20 protein-coding genes and 1 pseudogene are annotated in these 21,215 nt (G+C 46.4%); 16 read left to right on the forward strand and 5 right to left on the reverse strand.

The window, feature by feature from the left end; all coding sequences use genetic code 11:
* Window positions 1–2: 2 nt before the first annotated feature.
* The gene (locus NSU01_RS13655) at window positions 3–308 is read right to left on the reverse strand and encodes a Dabb family protein (protein ID WP_042136136.1); all 306 of its coding nucleotides are present in this window, start codon (window positions 306–308) and stop codon (window positions 3–5) included.
* A 136-nt stretch (window positions 309–444) separates the two neighbouring features.
* On the opposite strand from NSU01_RS13655, the gene NSU01_RS13660 reads away from it, so the two are divergent.
* From NSU01_RS13660 to NSU01_RS13690, 7 genes are all read left to right on the forward strand, one after another.
* Window positions 445–897 carry a hypothetical protein gene (locus NSU01_RS13660; RefSeq protein ID WP_076246619.1) on the forward strand — a complete coding sequence of 151 codons (453 nt, stop codon included), beginning with the start codon at window positions 445–447 and terminating at the stop codon, window positions 895–897.
* A gap of 153 nt (window positions 898–1,050) precedes the next feature.
* Window positions 1,051–2,085 carry an HD domain-containing phosphohydrolase gene (locus NSU01_RS13665; RefSeq protein WP_042136140.1) on the forward strand — a complete coding sequence of 345 codons (1,035 nt, stop codon included), beginning with the start codon at window positions 1,051–1,053 and terminating at the stop codon, window positions 2,083–2,085.
* Between the two features lie 198 nt (window positions 2,086–2,283).
* Complete coding sequence (locus tag NSU01_RS13670; RefSeq protein ID WP_042136141.1) at window positions 2,284–3,024, forward strand: GTP pyrophosphokinase family protein; 741 nt, start codon at window positions 2,284–2,286, stop codon at window positions 3,022–3,024.
* A 29-nt stretch (window positions 3,025–3,053) separates the two neighbouring features.
* The gene (locus NSU01_RS13675) at window positions 3,054–3,719 is read left to right on the forward strand and encodes an HAD hydrolase family protein (protein WP_076246616.1); all 666 of its coding nucleotides are present in this window, start codon (window positions 3,054–3,056) and stop codon (window positions 3,717–3,719) included.
* Window positions 3,712–5,337 (forward strand): glycoside hydrolase family 9 protein, encoded by a 1,626-nt coding sequence (locus NSU01_RS13680; RefSeq protein ID WP_076246614.1) that lies wholly within the window; start codon window positions 3,712–3,714, stop codon window positions 5,335–5,337. The genes NSU01_RS13675 and NSU01_RS13680 overlap by 8 nt, the downstream gene beginning before the upstream one ends.
* 20 nt (window positions 5,338–5,357) lie before the next feature.
* The gene (locus NSU01_RS13685; protein ID WP_076246612.1) at window positions 5,358–6,062 is read left to right on the forward strand and encodes an HAD family hydrolase; all 705 of its coding nucleotides are present in this window, start codon (window positions 5,358–5,360) and stop codon (window positions 6,060–6,062) included.
* A gap of 21 nt (window positions 6,063–6,083) precedes the next feature.
* Window positions 6,084–6,635, forward strand: a complete 552-nt coding sequence (locus NSU01_RS13690) for a YfiT family bacillithiol transferase (RefSeq protein ID WP_042136146.1) — start codon at window positions 6,084–6,086, stop codon at window positions 6,633–6,635.
* 109 nt (window positions 6,636–6,744) lie between these two features.
* Here NSU01_RS13690 and NSU01_RS13695 read toward each other — a convergent pair whose 3' ends face one another.
* Entirely contained in the window at window positions 6,745–7,602 is an 858-nt protein-coding gene (locus NSU01_RS13695) for an alpha/beta hydrolase (protein WP_076246610.1), read from the reverse strand.
* Window positions 7,603–7,773: 171 nt separating this feature from the next.
* On the opposite strand from NSU01_RS13695, the gene NSU01_RS13700 reads away from it, so the two are divergent.
* Window positions 7,774–9,366, forward strand: coding sequence for a sensor domain-containing diguanylate cyclase (locus NSU01_RS13700; RefSeq protein WP_076246608.1), 1,593 nt, complete (start codon window positions 7,774–7,776; stop codon window positions 9,364–9,366).
* Between the two features lie 139 nt (window positions 9,367–9,505).
* Window positions 9,506–10,033 (forward strand): annotated as a pseudogene (locus NSU01_RS13705) (cupin domain-containing protein); the annotation flags it as partial.
* 398 nt (window positions 10,034–10,431) lie between these two features.
* On the opposite strand, the gene NSU01_RS13710 reads toward NSU01_RS13705, so the two are convergent.
* Entirely contained in the window at window positions 10,432–11,424 is a 993-nt protein-coding gene (locus NSU01_RS13710) for an acryloyl-CoA reductase (protein WP_076246605.1), read from the reverse strand.
* A 120-nt stretch (window positions 11,425–11,544) separates the two neighbouring features.
* Between NSU01_RS13710 and NSU01_RS13715 the strand changes: the two genes are divergently transcribed.
* From NSU01_RS13715 to NSU01_RS13725, 3 genes are all read left to right on the forward strand, one after another.
* Window positions 11,545–12,141: a TetR/AcrR family transcriptional regulator gene (locus NSU01_RS13715; protein ID WP_042136155.1), complete on the forward strand. Its 597-nt coding sequence runs from the start codon at window positions 11,545–11,547 to the stop codon at window positions 12,139–12,141.
* 38 nt (window positions 12,142–12,179) lie between these two features.
* Window positions 12,180–12,671: a hypothetical protein gene (locus NSU01_RS13720; protein ID WP_144026159.1), complete on the forward strand. Its 492-nt coding sequence runs from the start codon at window positions 12,180–12,182 to the stop codon at window positions 12,669–12,671.
* 292 nt (window positions 12,672–12,963) lie between these two features.
* A complete protein-coding gene (locus tag NSU01_RS13725) occupies window positions 12,964–15,363 on the forward strand; it encodes a hypothetical protein (protein ID WP_042136159.1) in 2,400 nt (799 codons plus the stop codon).
* Here NSU01_RS13725 and NSU01_RS13730 read toward each other — a convergent pair.
* Together NSU01_RS13730 and NSU01_RS13735 are read right to left on the reverse strand one after the other, a co-directional pair.
* Window positions 15,360–16,370, reverse strand: coding sequence for an ATP-grasp domain-containing protein (locus NSU01_RS13730; protein ID WP_042136161.1), 1,011 nt, complete (start codon window positions 16,368–16,370; stop codon window positions 15,360–15,362). The two genes, NSU01_RS13725 and NSU01_RS13730, sit on opposite strands and share 4 nt — an antisense overlap.
* A gap of 23 nt (window positions 16,371–16,393) precedes the next feature.
* On the reverse strand, window positions 16,394–17,338 hold the full coding sequence (locus NSU01_RS13735) for a tyrosine-type recombinase/integrase (protein WP_042136163.1): 945 nt from the start codon (window positions 17,336–17,338) through the stop codon (window positions 16,394–16,396).
* A 230-nt stretch (window positions 17,339–17,568) separates the two neighbouring features.
* Here NSU01_RS13735 and NSU01_RS13740 point away from each other — a divergent pair, with 230 nt between their 5' ends.
* The 4 genes from NSU01_RS13740 to NSU01_RS13755 all read left to right on the forward strand — a co-directional run bounded on the left by NSU01_RS13740 (window position 17,569) and on the right by NSU01_RS13755 (window position 21,150).
* A complete protein-coding gene (locus NSU01_RS13740; protein ID WP_042136165.1) occupies window positions 17,569–18,975 on the forward strand; it encodes an NAD-dependent malic enzyme in 1,407 nt (468 codons plus the stop codon).
* 198 nt (window positions 18,976–19,173) lie between these two features.
* Entirely contained in the window at window positions 19,174–20,106 is a 933-nt protein-coding gene (locus tag NSU01_RS13745; protein WP_144026158.1) for a hypothetical protein, read from the forward strand.
* On the forward strand, window positions 20,103–20,636 hold the full coding sequence (locus tag NSU01_RS13750) for an AAA family ATPase (protein ID WP_076246603.1): 534 nt from the start codon (window positions 20,103–20,105) through the stop codon (window positions 20,634–20,636). The genes NSU01_RS13745 and NSU01_RS13750 overlap by 4 nt, the downstream gene beginning before the upstream one ends.
* Window positions 20,637–20,700: 64 nt before the next feature.
* Window positions 20,701–21,150 (forward strand): hypothetical protein, encoded by a 450-nt coding sequence (locus NSU01_RS13755; protein WP_076246602.1) that lies wholly within the window; start codon window positions 20,701–20,703, stop codon window positions 21,148–21,150.
* The last annotated feature ends 65 nt before the right edge of the window (window positions 21,151–21,215 follow it).

A 21,215-nucleotide genomic window follows, 5' to 3' on the forward strand; every position in this document is an offset into this window, starting at 1 on the left:
AGCTACGGGCGAACCGGGTAATCTACCACGACGACATTCTCCAGAATCCCCTCCAGCCTTGCCACAAAAGCACGGTGCGCCGGATGCGGCCCGTATTGACGCAGGGCTTCCTGATCTGTAAAGGTCACGCGAAGCCCCAGCGTATAGCCGTGGATATTCTCTGTTTCCTCCGTCATGTTCACTCCTGCCGTAATCTCCACAATTCCCGGAATCTGATCCTTCAGCCCCAGCAAGGCTGCAATCAGGCCTTCTTCACTGCCCGGTTCGAAATGCTCATTGAATTGGAAAGCTACCAGATGCTCGTACATAATTGATCCTCCTAAAAGTTTTGTAAGCATAAGCTCCCTGTGATCACTTCGTCAAAACTGACTACGGAAGCATAAGCATCGTTTTGTAAGCATAACGGAATTATACTATAAATTTGTTCAATGGAAGGAGAACACAATGCCTGAATACTCCGCCGGCAGCAGAATCAAGGCCCCCATGTCCCTTCGGACATTGATAGGCATCCTTCTCCCGGGGCTGCTCGTGGCTCTGACTCCCATAACCAACGCAGATAGGCATCCGTATATCTACTATATCCGGGTGTTCTGGTTGAGTGCCAGCCTCCTGGCTTTTCTGTTCATTCTATTCAACGCTTTGCGGAAGGCCAGTAGTCTCCAATGGGAGACAGATGCACTTATAGTTCGCAACCGGAGTTACTCCGGCAAGGAGATTAAGGCAATATACATAGATGGTCCGTTAGTAGGAATATTGCCCGAAGGTAAAAGGATTGTCCCGGTTAATCTGTGCTTCAGGTTCATCGAAGACCGGGAGGAGGACATGAAAAGACTGATGAACTGGACGGAAGCCAACGGAATCAAGCTGAAATATAAGAGATTTGTGAAGTGGATGTGAATATTTAATGGAAAGGCGGCTTAAGACAGGGATTCATTTGAACTATATTAAGGGCAGATTGTGACTTTCACCGGATTGTTACTTTGGGGTCTATTGACTATGATCAAGTGGAGCATAACGGAATATTCCTATAAACTAAAGGAGTGCTGAAACTTGAAAGTACATGTCACGGATCTCAAACACGGCGATTGTCTTATGACAGACACTTTCAACGGTGTAGGTCTGCATGTTCTCCCCAAGGGGACGCATGTTGAACGGGAGGAGATTAGTATCCTCATCCGGCACAAAATTCATTATGTGGATATTGAGCCGCGCAGTATGCAGCAAACGGGCAGTGAAGAAGAGCAAAGTCACGGATTGCATGATGATTTCGATCACGCTATCCTGAATTATGAATCTATTTTTCTGGAAGCGTTGACCCAGGGGAGCTTCTCACAGTCCATGGTCGATGATACATTGAAACCGCTTCTGGAAACATTGGAGGGGCAAAAGGACGTAGTCTCCCTGCTGCTTCTGCTGGACCGGGATGACATTGATACATACCATCATTCTTTACAGGTTGGCTTACTATCATATTATATTGCATTATGGATGGGCTACTCCAAGGAGGAGCGTTATCTGATCAGCCGCGCGGGCTACCTTCATGATATCGGCAAAAGCCAGGTTCCCCTGTCTATCCTGAACAAACCGGGTATTCTAACCGGTTCTGAAATAGAGGAACTGGCACGCCACACCTCCTATGGTTATGATCTAATCCGCGGCTCCAAGCTGGATGAGGTTACAGCACTCGTGGCGCTGCAGCATCATGAATATGAGGATGGCTCTGGATATCCGAAGCAGCTGCTCAAAAATAATATTCACCCTTACACCCAAATTGTTACCGTAGCCAACATATATATGTCCTTGACCACTTCAACCTTGAACCGTCCGAAGCAAGGACTGGTTACAGTACTGCGCAAGGTACATGAGATGGGCTTCGGCCAGTTGAACGGAACGGTTGTACAGGCACTTACCGGACATTTGCTGCCAAGCTTCGTAGGTAAGAATGTTCAGCTCAGCAACGGCGAAATGGGTATGATTGTAATGAATAACCCGCTGGATCTGTTCAAGCCGCTGGTAAAGGTAGACGAGGGCTTCAGAGATTTGTCCCGTGAGCGCAGCCTGTCTGTAGTTGAAGTCTTTAATTGATACGCCGGATAAGCGGCCTCTCTGGAGAGCGCCCGGTTCTTATGAACGGATATACCGTCCCCCCGGGATGGTGTATCCGTTTTTTGCGCAACTAGAAGAAGGTATAGCTTGCCGGTTTGTATTCCGGGAATAGATTGGCTATGATTAATGAGAGATTACTATAGCAATTCTGTGCAGCAGCATAAAGGAGAAATTACAATGAATGCCGACAATCAATTAGAGAAATTCAAGCAGATTAAATATGAGCTTACCCGGTTTATGATGATTTACAAATTCGCCCTCGCCGAAATGGAGACCAAGATTGAGATTCTCAAAGAGGAATTTCAGCTGCTCCACGACTACAGTCCGATCGAGCATACCAAGTCGCGGATTAAATCCCCGGAGAGCATTATGAATAAAATGCTGCGCAAGAACAATGAGCTGTCACTCGCACAGATCAGATCCAGCATCAAGGATATTGCCGGACTGCGCATCACCTGCTCGTTCATTTCGGATATTTATCAGGTCAGTGCCATGCTGCAGAAGCAGGACGATCTCAAGGTGCTGGCGGTCAAAGATTATATCAAGAACCCGAAGCCGAATGGTTACCAGAGCCTGCACCTGCTCGTAGAGGTTCCGGTATTTATGTCTGACTGCCAGGAGCATGTCTGTGTAGAGGTGCAGATCCGTACGATTGCCATGGACTTCTGGGCCAGTCTGGAACATAAAATTTTCTATAAATACAGCCAGGCGGTTCCCGAGCATCTGACACGTGAACTCAAGAATGCGGCAGACAAAGCGAACGCACTCGATTTGCAGATGGAACGGCTGCACCGTGAGATTCAGGAAATCAAGGATGCCCAGGAGGACGAGGATTCCTTCTCCGGACTGCGGGAGATTATCCTCAATAATCAGCAGTTTAACCTGCCGGCAAACTTTATTAAGCTGTTAGGGGAATAGCCATTCCGAAGTCGAAGGGTGGAAGGCTCATGCACAGAATGGCCTATGTTACAGATCTGGATGGAACCCTGCTGAACTCGGAACAACAACTCTCTGCTTACACAGTGCGGGTAATAACGGAAGCGATGGAACAAGGAATGATAATCAGCTTCGCTACAGCTAGAGGGTTCATCAGTGCAGACATCGTAGCTGCGGATATTTCCTGGAAATATCCGCTTATTCTTTATAATGGGGCACTTATCTATGACAGCATGACGCACAAAGTGATTGCCGGTTACTGGCTGGACCCCGTTATTTCCGGGGAAATCATCAACATCGGACGGCAGGAGGAATTGGCCCCGCTGCATCAGAAAGTGCTTGACCGGTTCGGTTCAGAGGTACATATTCATTTCATGAAGGATATATACATAAAAGATCATTATTTCCTGGAATTCAGCCATCCGGATGCGAATAAGAGCCAGGGGCTGAAGCTATGGGCACAGCATATGGGGCTGGATACAGCGGATGTTGTTGTCTTCGGCGACCATTTGAATGATCTGGGGCTGTTTGCTGCAGCGGGAACAGGTGTCGCGGTGGAGAATGCCCATGAGGATCTCAAAGCTGTCGCACATCGGATTACCGCATCCAACAATGAGAATGGTGTTGCAGTGTTTCTGGCAGAAACTATGAACAAGGGAGAGATGACAGGTGAGTGAACAGCGTCTTCGTACCATTACAGTGAACCAGGCGGGTTATTCCAGTGCAGGGGAGAAGCTTGCCCTATTTACCGGAGAGGTGTCCCGTTTCCGGGTAGTTGATCTGCAGACTGGAAGCGTTGTATTTAGCGGACAGACAGGGGAAGGAGTGGAGGATAAGGCAAGCGGGAGCCGTGTACATACCGGTGTATTCTCCGCCGTGACGGCTCCGGGCAAGTACCGGATTGAAGGTGAGGATGGACAGGCTTCGGCTGCGTTTATGATTGCAGACAAGCCTTACGGGGAGCTGCAGCAGGGTTTATTGAAGGCCTTCTATTATTACCGCTGCGGAGTGGAGCTAAGCGGAGAGTACGCCGGACCCTGGGGACATGAGTCCTGTCATCTGGCAGCAGGAACGGTAATCGGCCAGCCGGAGCTGAAGCTGGACAGCTGCGGAGGCTGGCATGATGCCGGTGATTACGGGAAATATTCAGGGCCCGGAGCCAAGGCCGTTGCCGATCTGCTGCTGGCCTGGGAGCTGTATCCTGCGGCATTTGCCGGTGTATGTACACTGCCGGAGAGTGACGGCGTGATGCCGGATGTACTGCTGGAATGTAAAGTGGAGCTGGACTGGTTGTTCAAAATGCAGGAGAGCGGCAGCGGTGCTGTGTACCACAAGCTGACCACACAGAACTTCCCTGGGCTTGATGTGATGCCGGAAGAGGATACGGCGGAGTTGTATTTCTCCCCGGTGTCCGCTACGGCTACAGGTGACTTCGCCGGTGTAATGGCGTTGGCGGCGCGGGTCTATAAGCCGTTCGATGAAGTCTATGCTGCCCGGTGCCTGGAAGCTGCGGTGGCTGCCTGGAGCTGGATGGAGGCACATCCGGCGGAGCCGGGCTTCACTAATCCGCCGGGTATTACGACCGGGGAATACGGTGATGAGGAAGATCACGACGAGCGCTTCTGGGCAGCGGCGGAGCTGTTCCGGACTACAGGCGGTGAGCAATACCATAGCGCAGCCAGAGAATTGGCGAAGCTTCCATTCCCGAAATACAGCCTCGGCTGGGCGGATATGGGCGGCTATGGCACACTGGCATACCTGTTGAACGGGGAAGAGCAAGCTGAGGCTTCTCTGTATGCGGAGCTGAAAGAGGGGCTGGTGGCTGAAGCCGCGCGCCTCCTCCGGCAGAGCCGGGAGGATGGTTACAGAATCTCGCTGCGGGAAGAGGATTATATCTGGGGCAGTAACATGCTGGTCATGAATAATGCCATGCTGCTGCTGGCGGCGGAGCATTTCAGCGGGGAGACTGAATATGCGGCCTGTGCACTGGATCATCTGCATTATCTGCTCGGCCGCAATGTGCTGGGCATCAGTTACGTGACCGGCTTCGGTGAACATGCGGTCATGCATCCGCATCACCGCCCATCCGTGGGAGACAACATAGCAGAACCCGTTCCGGGTCTGGTCTCAGGGGGACCTGACTGCGGGCTGCATGATGAATATGTGCAGGAGCACTTGCAAGGCAAACCGGCGGCCCAATGTTTCGTTGATCATGAAGACAGCTACTCGACGAATGAGGTCACCATTTATTGGAATTCACCGGCGGTGTTCGTGACGGCAAGGTTCAATTCCTGATCAGAAGAGGAGACGGGTCCATGCAGACATTCAAGGTTATTAGTCTGGATATGTTCCAGACTCTGGTGAATATTCAGGGGAGGCGGGCAGAAGTCTGGAAGCCGATTCTTAAGCAGGAATTCAGCGAAAATAAGTCCCGGGAGCTGGGCAGCAAGCTGCTCAGCCACTATTTCGCTGTATCAACCGAAGCACGGGAGGCGGGCAGCTTCATCAGCAGCAAGGAAATATACAGCAGAGGATTTCAGCAAGTATTCATGCAGTATGGCTTGGACTATGATTGCTCTCAGGCTGTTGATAACCTGTTTGCCCAGCACCGGCTGTCCGCAATGTATGCGGACACCGATGCCTTCCTACAGCGGATCTGCGGGGAGTATCAGGTCTGCATTGTCAGTGATACCGATGAGCTTATGCTTCCGGACTTCTACCGGAGTTATCCTATCTCTTTATTCACTTCCGAAAGGTACCAGTCTTATAAGAATGACAGTCATAACCGGATGTTCACTGAGGTTATCGCCCATTATGGTGTGGAGCCGGAGCAGATTCTCCATATCGGAGACTCGGCATCAGATGTGCTGGGAGCAGCCCGGGCGGGAATCAAATCCTGCTGGATCAACCGGGAGCAGCTCGCCTGGAAGCATGGGGTGAAGCCGGATTATACAGTGGGAACCCTGGAAGAGGTCTATGAATTTATATCGATAGCGAGTAGTCCGATATCCATTGATTAATAATGAGGAGCCGTGAGGGAAATGAACCACAAACCGACAGAGCAGGAACTGGAGTTACTGAAGTATCCGATCGGGAAATTTACAGCTGTGGAGAGCCGCACGGAAGAAGCGCGGCAAGAATCCATACGGATCATGAAGCAGCTGGCGGCTGAACTTAGGGAGGCTGTAGGGCCGCTAACGGCGGAGCAGTTAGACACGCCTTACCGTCCGGGCGGCTGGACAGTGTGTCAGGTCGTGCATCATCTGGCGGATACCGGCATGTATGCCTATCTGCGCTTCAAACGGGGGCTGACAGAAGAAGCACCGCAGGTACCAAGCTACAGACAGGATCTCTGGGCGGAGCAGAGCGATTATACGGATGAACCGGCGGAGTCCTCACTTCAGCTGGTGGAGCTGCTTAACCGGAGATTCGCAACCCTGCTTACTTCACTGAAGCCGGGTGATTATGATCGAAGCTTCGTAAGTGCCGGTCTGGGCACGTTGACGCTGGATGCCGCAATTCAAAGATACATCTGGCATAGCCGCCATCATCTGGCCCAGATTACTTCACTAATCCGGCGGAACGGCTGGTAAAACATATTCATATTCATCAAAAAAAGAGCAGATGGAATGGGGTAGCCCCTTCCATCTGCTCTTTTTCAGTTGTTCGTTATCTCTGCATCATACGGTATCCTAATGAAATCTACTCCCGGCTGGCTTGAACGATTTTGCCGGCAATGGCCGCAGGCTTGGTATGCACAGTAGTCAGATGATCTCCTGTTCCCTCTATATAGCGGAACATACCCAGGTGGCCGGATTGACCCGGATGCCAGCCTCCTGCAGCTCCCTGCGGCAGGACCATATCCTCGGTCAGGAACAGATAGCTTTTGGGAAGATCGAGACTGTAGAACTTCTTCAGATCCAGCTTCTGAAAAGCCGGACCGGCAGGCTCGGGAATGACTTTTTTATACAAAGCCTGTGCTTCTTCAGTAGTAGCTGTATTCACAAACACATCACGGAATAAGGGGTAAGGGAGCATGATCGTATTGTTACCGGAGGCTTTCCGCAACCCCTCGAACAGCAGCTGTACCGGAGCAGGGAACTGGTCGGCCACACTCTGCCCGTCCAGCGGTACAAAAGCATCAAAGAACACAAGCCGTTTAACCCGTTCCGGAACCAGCTCAGCGGTCTTCTGAACAACAGAACCGCCAAAGCTGTGCCCGAGTAAAATAATATCATGCAGATCCTTCTGCTTAATGAAATCCGCTACGGACTTCGTTACCTGTTCGTGCGTGACCATAGTATTCTTGTCCCCGCCGTGACCCGCATATTCCGGAGTATAGACGGTATGGCCCATTTTGCGGAGTTCTGCCGCCGTTTCATCCCAGAAGCTGGCATCCACCCATGCACCGTGGACAAGCACGAAGGTTAAGTTTTGCTGATCTCCCGGCGTACCTTTTGCCGCTGCTCCTGCGGGTGAAGGGTGGAACGGCAGGAATGCGAGAAGGAAGAGCAGGGCAACCTTCCCGGTTAGCGCTTTTCTGATTCGTTGATTATTCATATCGACTCTGGCCTCCTGCAATGTGATCGAACCTAATAGACAGGATGCCCGGATCCTAGCGTAAAGATGTAATTTCAGGGAAGAAAATGGAACTCAAACTGGTTGTGTACTCCATTTCCCAATCGTATATAATTAAACCATATGGGCTCAGGCAGACAAGGAGGTTGAGGAATGCCTACACCAAAAGGAGCAGAACATAAACCTAAAAGGAAACTCAGTCTAACATTGCTGCTCATGGCCCTGGTGACCATGGTGTTTCTGCTCACAACAACGATTCTGTTTGTTGGCTCTTACCAATCCAAGAAGAAATCCCTGATGGCTACCACGCTTAGTCTGAATTACTCCAATGCAGACAGAATGAGCAAAACGGTGGATTCGCTTATCCTTTCAATGCGCAGCAGCTTGATTTATGGTGCAGACAAAATCTCCGGCATGGAGTCAGCAGGGCCGGAAGCTATAGATGAATATCTTGATTTAATGCGCAACAGCAGCAATTACTTTAATTCAATCATCCGGGTAGATGCCGGAGGGAAGGTGCTGAATAATTCACCGTCTGCCCTTGGAATGATAGGCAAGCAGATTATGTCACCTCCGGTGCTGGAAGCGCTGCGGTTGAAGAATGAGTACCTGTCACCGTCCTATACTTCGTCCACGACCGGCAGAATTCTTTTTTTCATGAGTGAACCGCTGTATAACCAGGACAAACAATATCTGGGTCAGCTCGGGGGTACAGTCTATCTCCAGGATTACAATATCCTGAACATGATATTCGGGAACAATACCGTCGATGAATCGGGTTCCTATTACTATATTGTCAGCTCGGAAGGGCATCTGCTCTTCCATCCCGACAAAACACGAATGAACGAGGATGTAAGTGACAACGAGGTTGTGCAGCTGATGATGCAAGGGAAGAGCGGGGAAATGATGGGGCGTAATACCAAGGGCGTGTTGATGCTCGCTGGTTATTCGGCAGTTCCGGCTAACGGCTGGGGTGTTGTTGTGGTGTCACCGGTCAAAGTCATCAAGGATCAGCTGCTGGCCCATTTGCGCAAAATCGTAACGTATACCGTGATTCCGTTTATTATCCTGCTGCTATGCGTATTTGTGCTGGCTCACCGGCTGGCGAAGCCTTTTGTGGTGCTTGCAGATCTGGTGAACCGTATAGGCAAAGAGAATGTTGAGCTCCCCGATCTGAAGCCCCATTGGAACCGGGAGGTGGACCTGCTGACCAAAGCGGTGGTCATTGCCTGGACGGACATCCAGAAGCAGACGAACCAGCTAACCCAGGAAGCGATGACGGACCTGCTGACAGGACTTACGAACCGCAGATCCCTGGACCTGAGTATGAGCCAATGGATTGCCGCCCGGGTACCTTTTTCCGTCATTGTTCTGGATGTGGACAAATTCAAATTCGTTAACGATACTTACGGCCATCTGGCCGGGGATGAGGTACTGCGGCAGGTCGCTGAAGTTCTGACCGCAAATATCCGCCCGGGTGATGTGTGTGCCCGTTACGGGGGAGAGGAATTTGTGCTGCTGCTTCCGCGGACCAGACCCGAGGATGCCTACAATGTGGCCGAACGGATCCGCCAGACGCTTGAGAAAAGCAAGGTCCCCTTGCCGATGCAAGTGACCTCTTCCCAGGGGATTGCCCATTATCCTACGAATGGCCGTACGCGCGAAGAGCTGCTGGGGAAGGCGGATGAAGCTTTATATACTGCGAAGCATACCGGCCGGAACCGGACCGTGATTGCCCGCGAATAGGGAAAAGGAGCATCTCCATCATGGAGGTGCTTTTTAGGTTCCACTCCTGCAGCTGAAATTAATCGTCACCTGGGCCTGGGCGGATACATATCCTACCTCAGAACGATAAAAAACGGCCCCGATGAAAGGAAGGATTCGCGTGACCTCTTATATGGATTACACGTCACCTAATACACAGTTTACGTTTGACATGAATTGCAACACATTGTTTAAGAAGGATGACTGCAATTATATCAATGTACTGGGTATCAAGAATTTGAACACCCTGGAGAACACCTCGCTGCTTGATATCTATCTCAGTAAATCCAATGTGGTAGAACCGCATTATCATCAGAATGCTGCAGAGCTGGTGTATTGTATATCCGGCTGTGCGGTGGTATCGCTGATCAACCCGTTCACGAATGAGCTGCTGCATTTCCCCATATCACCGGGCCAGGTAGCCAATGTGCCGCAGGGCTGGTGGCATTATGAAGTGGCAACGGTGGATTGTACCCATCTGCTGGCTATATTCAATGCGCCGACGCCGGAGGTCATTCTGGGCTCGGATATTCTGAGCAAGACACCTGCCAATGTCCTGGCTCATACGTACTGTCTGAATGAAGCACTGGTTAAGGAAGCGCTGGCTCCCGTTAAGCCCCAGACCTTCATTGGTCCGCCGGCAGATTGCTGCGATCCCTCGCAGGCGGCTGCTGCGAATATGAAGGGTACGAAGCTGGCTCCCGTCAATATGGCGCCTATGATGGACAATGCCAATATGCCTCCGATGATGGCAAATGCGAATATGGCGCCTTATAGTTATCAGCAGGCTCCGCAGTCTTTCGGATACCAGCCTATGCCGGTCCACGGCTACTATACCCAGCCGTATGCCCAGCCTTACCGCCAGCATCCATATGTCCAGTTCAATCCGAATGCGGGTAATGCCGTGAATGAGACCGGAATCGAATAGCAGAAAAGGGAATGAAAGAAGACGGCAGCGAATTCTGAGGATTCAGAATACACTGCCGTCTTGTTATATATATTAAACTGAAAAATTAACGAGGGAACAGCGCCGGGAAATTATGGAACCTAGGACAGGCGGACAAGCACGCGGCCCCGTGTATTCGACTTCAGAATATCCTCGAGTGCAGCAGGCAGCTCCTTCAGGGTAATCTCGCGGTCCACCAGCTCCTCCAGTACGGCAGGCTTCATGTCGCCGGCCATACGCTGCCACAGCTTCGCCCGTTTCTCCGCAGGGCAGGAGACGGAATCAATGCCAAGCAGGCTGACTCCGCGCAGGATGAACGGCAATACCGTTGTTGGAATGGCAGTTCCTGCAGTTAAGCCGCTTGCGGCAACTGCGCCGCCGTATGCGATTTTGCTCAGCACAGCCGCTAGCGGTGTGCCTCCTACAGAATCTACAGCAGCCTGCCACAGCTGCTTGTCGAGCGGCTTAACCGTGCTGCCGGCTACATCCTCGCGCGAGATTACTTCAGCTGCGCCCAAGGCTTGCAGATAACCAGCTTCGTCTGTTCTGCCGGTGCTGGCGGTTACCTGGTAGCCTTGCTTCGCCAGAATGGCCACAGCAGTACCTCCGACACCGCCAGTTGCACCGGTGACAAGTACTTTTCCGTTATCCGGAGTTAGTCCGTGAGCTTCCAGCGCTTCAATAGACATTGCAGCCGTGAAACCGGCCGTTCCGTAGATCATCGCTTCCCGCAAGGTTAAGCCCTCAGGCATGGGAACAACCCAGTCTGCAGGAATACGTGCATATTCACTGAAGCCGCCGAAGTGCGATACGCCGATGCCATAGCTGGTGGCAATAACGGACTGGCCTTTCTGGAAACGGCTGTCGGCAGAAGAGACCACGGTCCCAGACAGATCTATGCCGGGAACAAACGGATAATTTCGCACAATGTTGCCATCCGGGATACCCGCTAGTCCATCTTTATAGTTTACACTGGAATAGGCTACCTTAATTAGGACTTCACCGGCCGGCAGGTCTTCGAGTGACAGCGGCTTGACCTCTACAGAGAAAGTGTCAGTCTTATCTACCACCAAAGCTTGAAAAAGATTAGTCATATCTTATATTCTCCTTAACCGAACTCTATTTGTACATCTGTTATATAATATTTATTCTGACCGGTCAACTTTTTATTGACTATGATATAATACACATTATTCTTACTTCGCGGAGGTCCTATGGTACGTTACAAGAAATCTGAAGAGAAGCGCAAGCAGATCCTGCACGCTGCGTTTCGGGCATTGTCCGAGCGGGGCTACGATGCTGTAACCCTGCAGACGATCGCCGATCATGCGGAGGTCAGCAAGGGTGTCGTCCATTATTATTTCGAGAGCAAGGAAGCCGTGCTGGTTGAACTCCTGGAATGGCTGACCGGCAGAATCTCTGCCAAGGAGCAGGCCGCTGTGGGGGAACAGCATACCGCAACGGGGAAGCTGACGGCTTACATTGAGTCTGCATTTCCGGGTCCGGCGCAGAACCGTGCCTTTTACCGTGTCTACCTGGATTTCCTGGCGCGGGCCAGCCGCATTCCGGTGTACCGGGAGATTAATCAGCGTTTCTATGACAGCTGTGCGGGAATCAGTACGGAGGTGCTGACACTCGGGCAGCAGGAAGGTATTTTCTCCAAAGAGCTGTCGCCAGACAAGACTGCCCCGGTGATCCGGGCGATTATTGACGGCTGCCTGATCCAGTGGCTGATGGCCGATAGGGACGAGCTGCATGAGGTATTCAAGGATTCCTGTTACACGGCAATTATGAAGGTGCTGAGTGTGTAGATGAGAGTATGCAGAAAACAGGGGAAGGTTGATAGTATTTGGGGAGAAAATGGCGAAAAATCGTACTAATAGCTGTGGTCTGTCTTGTTCTTGGCGGGGGAGTGTTGTATTGGCTATACGGCACCGGATTCGCTCCTGGTCACAGCAGACTGCGGATTAGTGAAGGTGAACCTGTACAATATCTGCAGGGAAACGGGGTAGTGGTTATCGATCAAATGGAGCTGTCACTTGGCCATCAGAGCCAACCCGACGGCTACATCAGTATCTATAATCATTCGGAGATATTGTGGAAGAAACCGGTCACGATTCCGGCAGGAGAAGGGCAGCTGATCAAGTTCACACAGGGAGGGAGTGCTGTATTTCCTGCTCCTGAGGTTATTTATTATTGGCTATGTATTCAGCGTCCCGGCAAACATGCGGAGGATAACCTTGTAACCTACTATATTGAAGCCAAATTACTTGGTGGAGATGAAGATGCTGCGGAAAATAAGCTGCTGAAGCTTGCGGAGAACTGGGAGGTTCCGGATTGAGCAGTATACGTTGTCTCGTTTTGAAATATCTGATTGGTGAAGATAAGTCAAATTAGTTAATTTTTTGTCGGTAATTGTTGTATTTCCATGGATTATTTTAAGAATTGAGGAGGATGGTGGGAATGAGGTGGCGAATATGTAGTTTTGAAAATGAGTCTGGTTCATGTTTGAAGTTGGTTTGGACTATGTGTTTCTTATAAATCCGCTGTTCAGAAAGGATTTGAAGAACGTCTTCCTAAACAGCTCACTTATGACCAAATAACTACGAATTATTTGGAGGTTATTATAGTCTATGACAACCGAATTATATAAATTTCAAATAAAGGTAATAGATATTTTAAAGCGAAAATTTCAAATTGAAGGCATTGTGAATTTAGTAGGTACCTCATTAAGCGGAAGAACAACTATTATAGAGAATTTTCAATTGAATGGATATGAAAAACATGTAATTACAGGAAGAATTGATAATAAATTCGAGGATTTAGAACTTTTCAGGAAATCGTCCTTGTACTCCAAATTGCGAAAGATAAAAGGGCCTTTAAAAGAAGTAGCTTCAATTGTTACTTCTTTTTTGGGGCAGGAATCTTTCATAGAAGGAATTGATGGATTAGTTGGCCTCATTCAAACACCAGATATTACTTACTTGTTAGAACGACTAAACAAAGGGAGAATTTTGCTCGTTATAGATAATATTGAATTAGTTGATCAAATGTCCATTACCTTTATCGAATATATTATGAGCTCTGTGATTAATAAAAAAATGCCTAATTTAAAAATATTACTAGTGATGAATTCGTTAGAACACAAGACTGCTTTTAGAGAAAGCAGTTATCATTCTGTTCTTATTGAAGACCTTACTGATGAGGATTACTACACATTAAATCTAACTGAACCTGCTAATTTTAAAGGCGTTCCGATTGGAATCATAAGAGAATTTGTAGCTAACCAAGAGGAACGGTCAATTAATGATTTTCGAAAAAATGATTTTGAAAAAAAGTATAGTCTAATTGTTAATGATACAGATAAGAAACTGATTCTAAAAACTATTTTGTTATATGGGGAAATCGCAGAAAATAGATGGATCAAATTGGATAATGTTCAAGGGTATTTATTACAAAATCATACTTATGATGTTCAATTCAATCTAGATTCATTAATTAAAGTTGATTTTATTGAGATGTCTAATAACAAACAGTACGTCTCTTTACACAATAAGTATTTGGAGTACATAACTAAAGAATTAAGAAATATAAGTGATAACGACCGTACATTTATATATTTGGATTTTCTCGAAAGAAATGCTCCTTTTATGTATTATGAGAAATATTTAAGTTATGTACATATAGGGAATATTGACCTTGCACTGAAAAACGCAATGCTTGCATATTCACAATTAATGAGAGAACAAGGGATTACATCTACTACAAATCAATTATTACGTTTTATTGAAAGTACCGGGAGTTTTGAAATTAAGGAGATACTGGAACAAGTCTTTACTCAGTTTGTACACCATAACTATCAAAATGCTTTTCACATTGTGGATTCTTTTATAGAAAATTTACAGGGTAATTATTACGCTTTTTCTGTAGAATTTATAGCGGAGCTTTCCTATATTCGAGCTTTATCACTGGCAAGATCTATAAATCGAAAAACTACAGGTGACCGTCATATTTTCGAAGCGGATATTACCCATCTGGAGAAAATATTAGGTTCCTTAAATGATATTAATATAGATTTATCAACTAGACTACAAGAGGCTATATTAGTACTTTCTAATGATATCTTAGATTCTAATAAAGTTAATGAACGAGAGAGCCCAACCAAGATCTTTGATCAACTATATAAAATATATCAGAAAAAAATATCTGAAACATCTCCGAAATACGTTGAGTTTTGGCAAATCAGATTAGCTGTACTTCTTTCAAAGATTGAAATGGTCCAAAGTGAACATACCCAAGATTTAATACCTGTACTCCAAAGATCATATTTAATATTAGAACAGTATAAACATAAGTATCCAAAAAATTACCTTGGAATTGCGTGTAATTATTCAGGAGCTAATTATTGGAAGGATCCCTTTAATAATGCTTTACAAGTGTTAGAAAAAGCTATTGCCTTTATAGAAGAAAAAGATTTAACCCCGAATTGGGGTGTTATCTATCAAATGGATACCATGCTAAGAATCATCAGAAACAAAGGTGATGAATCTGCTGTTAATTTCTATACTTCAGAAGTATGGGAAGTGGAGTGGATAAGGAATAAAATGCACGAACAGTATATATGCATTTCTAATTATTCGATTTTCTTATTATCAACTAGCACTATAGAGAACATTAACAAAGCCATAGAATATCTTGAACTTTCTTTACAGAATAGCCCGGATGATCCTTATGATATGTATCTGTTAAAAACGAATTTAGGGGTTGCAAAATATTTGAACGGTGAGAGAACCATCGCACTGGAAATTGAAAATGAATGTCTAACTCTAATTGATGGAGGTGAAATAAAATATTTTGACAACAGATTATTGAAAGTGAGAAATAGATTATTACAAAATCTCTATCAGAATCAAAGTGAACAACTACATGTTTTGGATGTTTTAAATCTTAACGAAATCATAGATTGCAAGCAATGCGTGGATAATTATTTAAGATTAGGTTTATTTTCTGATATATCCTACTGGGCAGATTAGATTAATTGAATCAATTTTGCTCCTATTAAAGCTTTGTATAAAGCATGCTTATTATTAGGAAATGAATGAGCAAATGAAGTGTAGCAAGAACTATGTTCAGTTATAAGAGGAATTGCAGCAATATCAAACAACCATGGTTCTCCAAATTCATCAATAATAAAGTCCACACGGCAAAGTCCTTGGCTCTGCAGAGTAGTAATCACTTTCTCAGCAGATCTTTGAATGTTTTGGATATTATATTCATTTGATAATATTTCGAAAGAATATTTTTCATAATCCACTTCTTCCTGAGATAAAATTTCATGTTTTTTATTTATCCTTATTGGATGCAAGGCTAAGGCTTTTCCGTTTTTTACAATAACAGGGACTTCTACTTCTATCCCTGCCTTAAATTCTTGAATTAGAATAGGTTGTACAAATTCTAAATACAGGTCAATTACTGTACTCTTGGAACCATTACTATAAATGATATCTTTTACCCCTCTAGCCGAACATTCGATATTAGGTTTAAGAATGTATCTACGATTGGTAAGTTGTTCAAACACACTATGATCCTTTCCATTAAATAGAAAGGTTTTTGGAACATTGACATAATTTTTTGCCAACTCATAATAATGTGCTTTATTCTGCAGTAAAGATAAACTGTAACTATCACAAGTTAAGTTGAAAATATTATGTAATTGCGCGAAGTTAGGGATAAAAGAACGACGATTAACATCTACTCCTATTTGAGCAGCCGAATAAAGAAAAATGAATTTGTTTTTATAATGTAAGAATTTATTTAATACAATATCGCCTACAAAAGTGGAAGGGTTATTATAAAAGTAGAAACATTCGGAGGTCATTTCAAAGCTTTTAATAATTTCTTCGGCTTCTTTTTTTTCTAAATATCCAGAATTAGCTTCAGTGTATTTTTTATCCCCATTAATAAATATTATAACAAATTTTTCTTGATGCTTTTCTGTAAGAGAGATTAATTCTTGAATTTCCAATATGTTGTCTGTCATAATAACCTCCAAATAATTCGTAGTTATTTGGAGGTCTCAAGCCGGTTGCGCGGATTAAATTGAGAAAGTACATCTTTCTTTCGTTTTACTGATACTTCGGTGTATATTTCTGTGGTGCTCACGCTAGAATGACCTAAGATTTCCTGGACAGCTCGTAGGTCAGCTCCATTCTCCAGTAGCTGGGTAGCAAATGAATGACGGAGATAGTGTGGGGTTGATTTTTCATTAATACAGGCCAGCTTTCTGTACTTAGCAAATATATCTTCAACACCATAAATGGATAGAGCTTGACCATATTTGTTAAGAAAAAGAGTATCGCTTTGTGGACGGAATAACTCCCTTACAGCTAACCAATTGTTGAGTTTGTCAATGAGTTCAGTGCTGGATAAATATAACAACCTCTCTTTGCGTCCCTTTCCGAATATAATAACTACTTGATTTTTTAAATCAATATCTTCCAGTTGAATTTGTGCAAGTTCGCCAATCCGGATTCCAGTTGAAAATAACAAATCGATAATGGCATCATTACGAATAGATAAGCGGGTACGGAAAGGGGATGCAAAATGTTCTCTGTCCTTCAGAGGTGATTGCAACAATCGTTCTATTTCTTCAACGGCTAGTGTTTTCGGAATTCGTTTTGCAGTTTTGAATTTTCTTCCGAAGTTGTTGAGCGGGGATTGGTCAATCCAGCTTTTCTGGACTAAGAATAAAAAGAAAGCTTTAAACGTTATGTATTTTCTCTTAATTGTGGAATCCTTAAGGATTCCTGCGCTGTTGAAGCTGTGAAAGTAGCTATGCAGGATATCGCTTGTAATTGCCTCTACTTTATTTTCTTTCAGCCAGTTATGAAGTCGGTTTAAGTCTGATACATAAGCCTTGATAGATTTAGGTGAAAGGTTTTTTTCGATAATTAGAAAAGATATGTATTTTTCAATGTATTCATCTAATGCTGAAACGGAAATTGCCAATGATATTCCTCCTGATGTTTAAGTATCTTTAAAATGGATGTTCAAAGTATAACAAAGCCTTTCGGTAAAGGGGGAAATAAGAAATATATATTTATATAATCAAATAGACGAATGTGAATGTTACAGCATATAAGTCACCTATCCCTTATGTATGATTGGATTTTATTATGTACAATCTGTGAACTGTAGTATATTGGACTTAGATTCGTCTGATGAGGGAGGCATATTCTATGTCAATTGCAACAACGATGATTATCCGGCTGGAGATCCGCAAGTCTGAAGCGTCTTTCGGGGATGTGGCAGCAAGGCTCGCGTCTGCGGGCGGCGATATCGTGGCGATAGACGTCATCCGTGGTGGTAAAGATGTGACAACCCGGGATCTTACAGTAAATGTGCAGGATGCGGCCAATGAAGAGATAATAAGTGTGCTTAGGAATATGCCGGGTATAAAAGTCATTAACGTCTCCGACCGGACCTTCCTGGCCCATCTCGGCGGCAAAATTGAGATTACTCCGAAGATGCCGATCAAGAACCGGGAGGATCTGTCCCTGGTCTACACACCTGGTGTGGCCCGTGTCTGTATGGCGATTGCCGAAGATCCCGCAAAGGCCTATTCGCTGACGATGAAAAGAAATACGGTAGCTGTCGTTACCGACGGCACCGCAGTGCTCGGGCTTGGCGATATCGGACCGGAGGCGGCGATGCCGGTGATGGAAGGGAAGGCCATGCTGTTCAAGCAGCTGGCGGATATTGATGCTTTTCCGCTGTGTCTGGACACGAAGGACCCGGATGAAATCATCCGGATTGTGAAAGCGGTTGCTCCCGGCTTCGGCGGAATCAATCTGGAGGATATCAGCTCTCCGCGCTGCTTCGAGATTGAGCGGCGGCTGTCAGCCGAGCTGGACATTCCGGTCTTCCATGATGATCAGCACGGCACCGCAGTGGTAGCGCTGGCCGGTCTGCTGAATGCACTCCAGGTAGTGGACAAGGCTATAGCCGATTGCAGAATTGTTGTCGTCGGCATCGGCGCGGCTGGTGTGTCGATCTGCCGTCTGCTGCTGGCAGCAGGGGCGAAGCAGATATATGCTGTGGACCGGGCAGGGATTCTGAACCGGGACGTAACCTACACCAACTCCGAATGGAGCTGGCTGGCTGAGGCTACGAATCCGGAGAATATGAGCGGAGGTCTTGACGAAGCGATGCGCGGGGCAGATGTATTCATCGGCGTATCCGGCGGAGGGATTCTTCAAGTGAAGCATCTGCAGACCATGGCGCCGGACAGCATTGTGTTTGCTATGGCTAATCCCATCCCGGAGATTGAACCGGAGCTGGCTGAGCCTTTTGTCCGCGTGCTGGCTACCGGAAGAAGCGATTATCCGAACCAGATTAATAACGTTCTCTGTTTCCCGGGGATCTTCCGCGGAGCGCTGGACTGCCGGGCGAAGACCGTGAATCTGGAGATGAAGCTGGCGGCGGCACAGGCCATCGCTGCAGTTGTCCATCCGGATGAGCGGAATGAGCAGTACATTATTCCGAGTATTTTTAACGAAAAGGTAGTGGAGCAGGTACGTCTTGCTGTTATCCAGGCAGCCATCGCTACCGGCATAGCGCGGCGTATTCCGCCGGATATTAGCTGAGCGGAGATTGCTTACCCGGACAGCGACTTGAATACTGGCAAGGCAAATGAAGCTGCGGCCACTATGGCTTGCGGCTTTTTTGTGTTGGTTGCGGAGATATTTATGTTAAATTAACAAATTTCGACAAATATCTCGGTATTACTGTGGTACCATTCGTCTGATAATCAATAATCAGCTGGCTGTTGCATATGGAGGTCTATGATGCACGATGACAATAACTATCGGGTAAGAGAAAGAAGAGTTTCTAAAGATGGTAAACAAGCGGGATTCGGAAAATACGGCTGCGCAAGCATTATACTGCTTATTATGATTGGGCCATTCCTCATTTTGGGATTGAGTCAGCTGATTGATACGATCAAAGTAAGCAATCGACATGAAAGTAAACTTGCCATTCAGTATCTCCAAAGCAAATATGGCGAAGCGTTTAAGGTAGTACGCGGAACCGTGAATTATAACACTCCTCTTCAAATGATAACGCTGAAGGCCTCGTCGGAGGCTGAGCCGGACATCATATTTTCAACTAAAGCCTATATAGGGGGAAGTGAGCGATTTTACTGGGATGATCTCCCTGTCCAAAGAGGATTCGACCGGATTATCTCCCATTATTTTAATAGAGATGAGTTCTTCTATACAGTGAGTTCATTTAATGAAGACAATTTGGGGAGTTCAACGTTAGCGCAAGAACCGAAAAAGTATGTTGACGAATGGACAGGATATCTTGAAATGTTTAGAGACAAAGAATTCAACGTTTCATTATACACCTATTGGAGCTCAGATCCGGTTGTCAATACAGCAAAGTTTGCAGACATGAACAGCTTCTTTCAGGCGCTGAAAAAATATTCATTAAATGATTCTAACATTTTATTAAATTACGATTTTAGAAATACTAGTGGAGATAAGGGGGAATTCGATCGGCTTGTAGAATATTTGAGAAAAGAGCAAAAACATATGAAAGTGAAGAATTCAGAAGTAGTTGAATACGAAAGCTGTGATATTCCAATTACATATATTAATAGCAAAAATGATCTTGAAAAATATATACTGGATAACTGTTCTTATGTTCGGACCAACATCAACATGGTAAAATATACAATTGAAAACATCTATTCAATTATTCAGGAGGCGCTATGAACCGCAGAATTCATATTATGGGAGCTTCCGGAGCGGGGACTACCACACTTGGCAAGGCGCTCGCGGCAAGGCTTCCGCATGTTCATCTGGACAGTGACGATTATTTCTGGGAGCAGAAATATAGTAAGCAAACTCCGGTTGCAGCGCGGCTAAGCAGATTGCGGGCCGATTTGGAGCGGCAGGAGCCGTGGATTCTATCCGGTGCGGTCTGCGGATGGGGAGACGGGCTGCGCGATACTTTTGATCTGGTGATTTTCCTGTGGATACCTGAACAGCTCCGGCTGGAACGTTTGCGGGCGAGGGAATATGAGCGATATGGCGATGAGGGGCTGCCTGGGGGAAGCAAATATGAGGATGTGAAGACCTTCATGGAGTGGGCGGCGCTCTATGATACGGCTGGACCGGAGGTCCGGAGCCTGGCGCTGCATGAGGAATGGATGGCGGGGCTGAATTGTGATGTTGTACGTTTAGAAGGAGATATGCAAGTGGAAGAACGGGTGGCGGCTGTAATGCACCATATGTCCCGGTAAATCCCGGCATGACCGGATCAGGCTTGTTTTTTCACAATATAAGCAATGGAAAAGAGGGCTAAACATGAAGAAGATCGTGCGTGCGCTGCTGCTTCCCGGAGTCATGCTTATGCTGCTTACGTCCTGCAATACGGAAACTACTCATTTCAATTATACTTTTAAAGGCGAGAGTGAAACCTGGTCGGCTGTATATGGGCAGACAGCAAGCCAGAAGCTGATCATCAAAAATGACCGCGTGAAGGATTCCGAAACCAGCAAACGGTATACATTTGATCTTCATTACAAAGGAGAACAGTCAGACCTCGGAGAGATCAAACAGTTCAAATACAGCTATAAAGGGACAAGTGGCGGTGGCAGCCGGACTCAGGAAGGACCCGTTAGGCTCGACATGCTGCATTCAGGAGGGGATGGAACCGGTGCATTTGAGCGGGAGGATTCCGTCATTAAAGTAAATGTGGAATGGGACGGTCACAGTGAGGAGTTTGAACTCAAAAATGATAAGCAGGGCAATTAAGAGCTAATTCCACGGGGAACTGATTAGGAGAGGCTGCCCATGATGAAAAAAGAGAGGGTTGCGGT

The sequence above is a fragment of the Paenibacillus sp. FSL H8-0259 genome (genome assembly GCF_037963255.1).
Lineage (GTDB): Bacteria > Bacillota > Bacilli > Paenibacillales > Paenibacillaceae > Paenibacillus_AQ > Paenibacillus_AQ phytohabitans.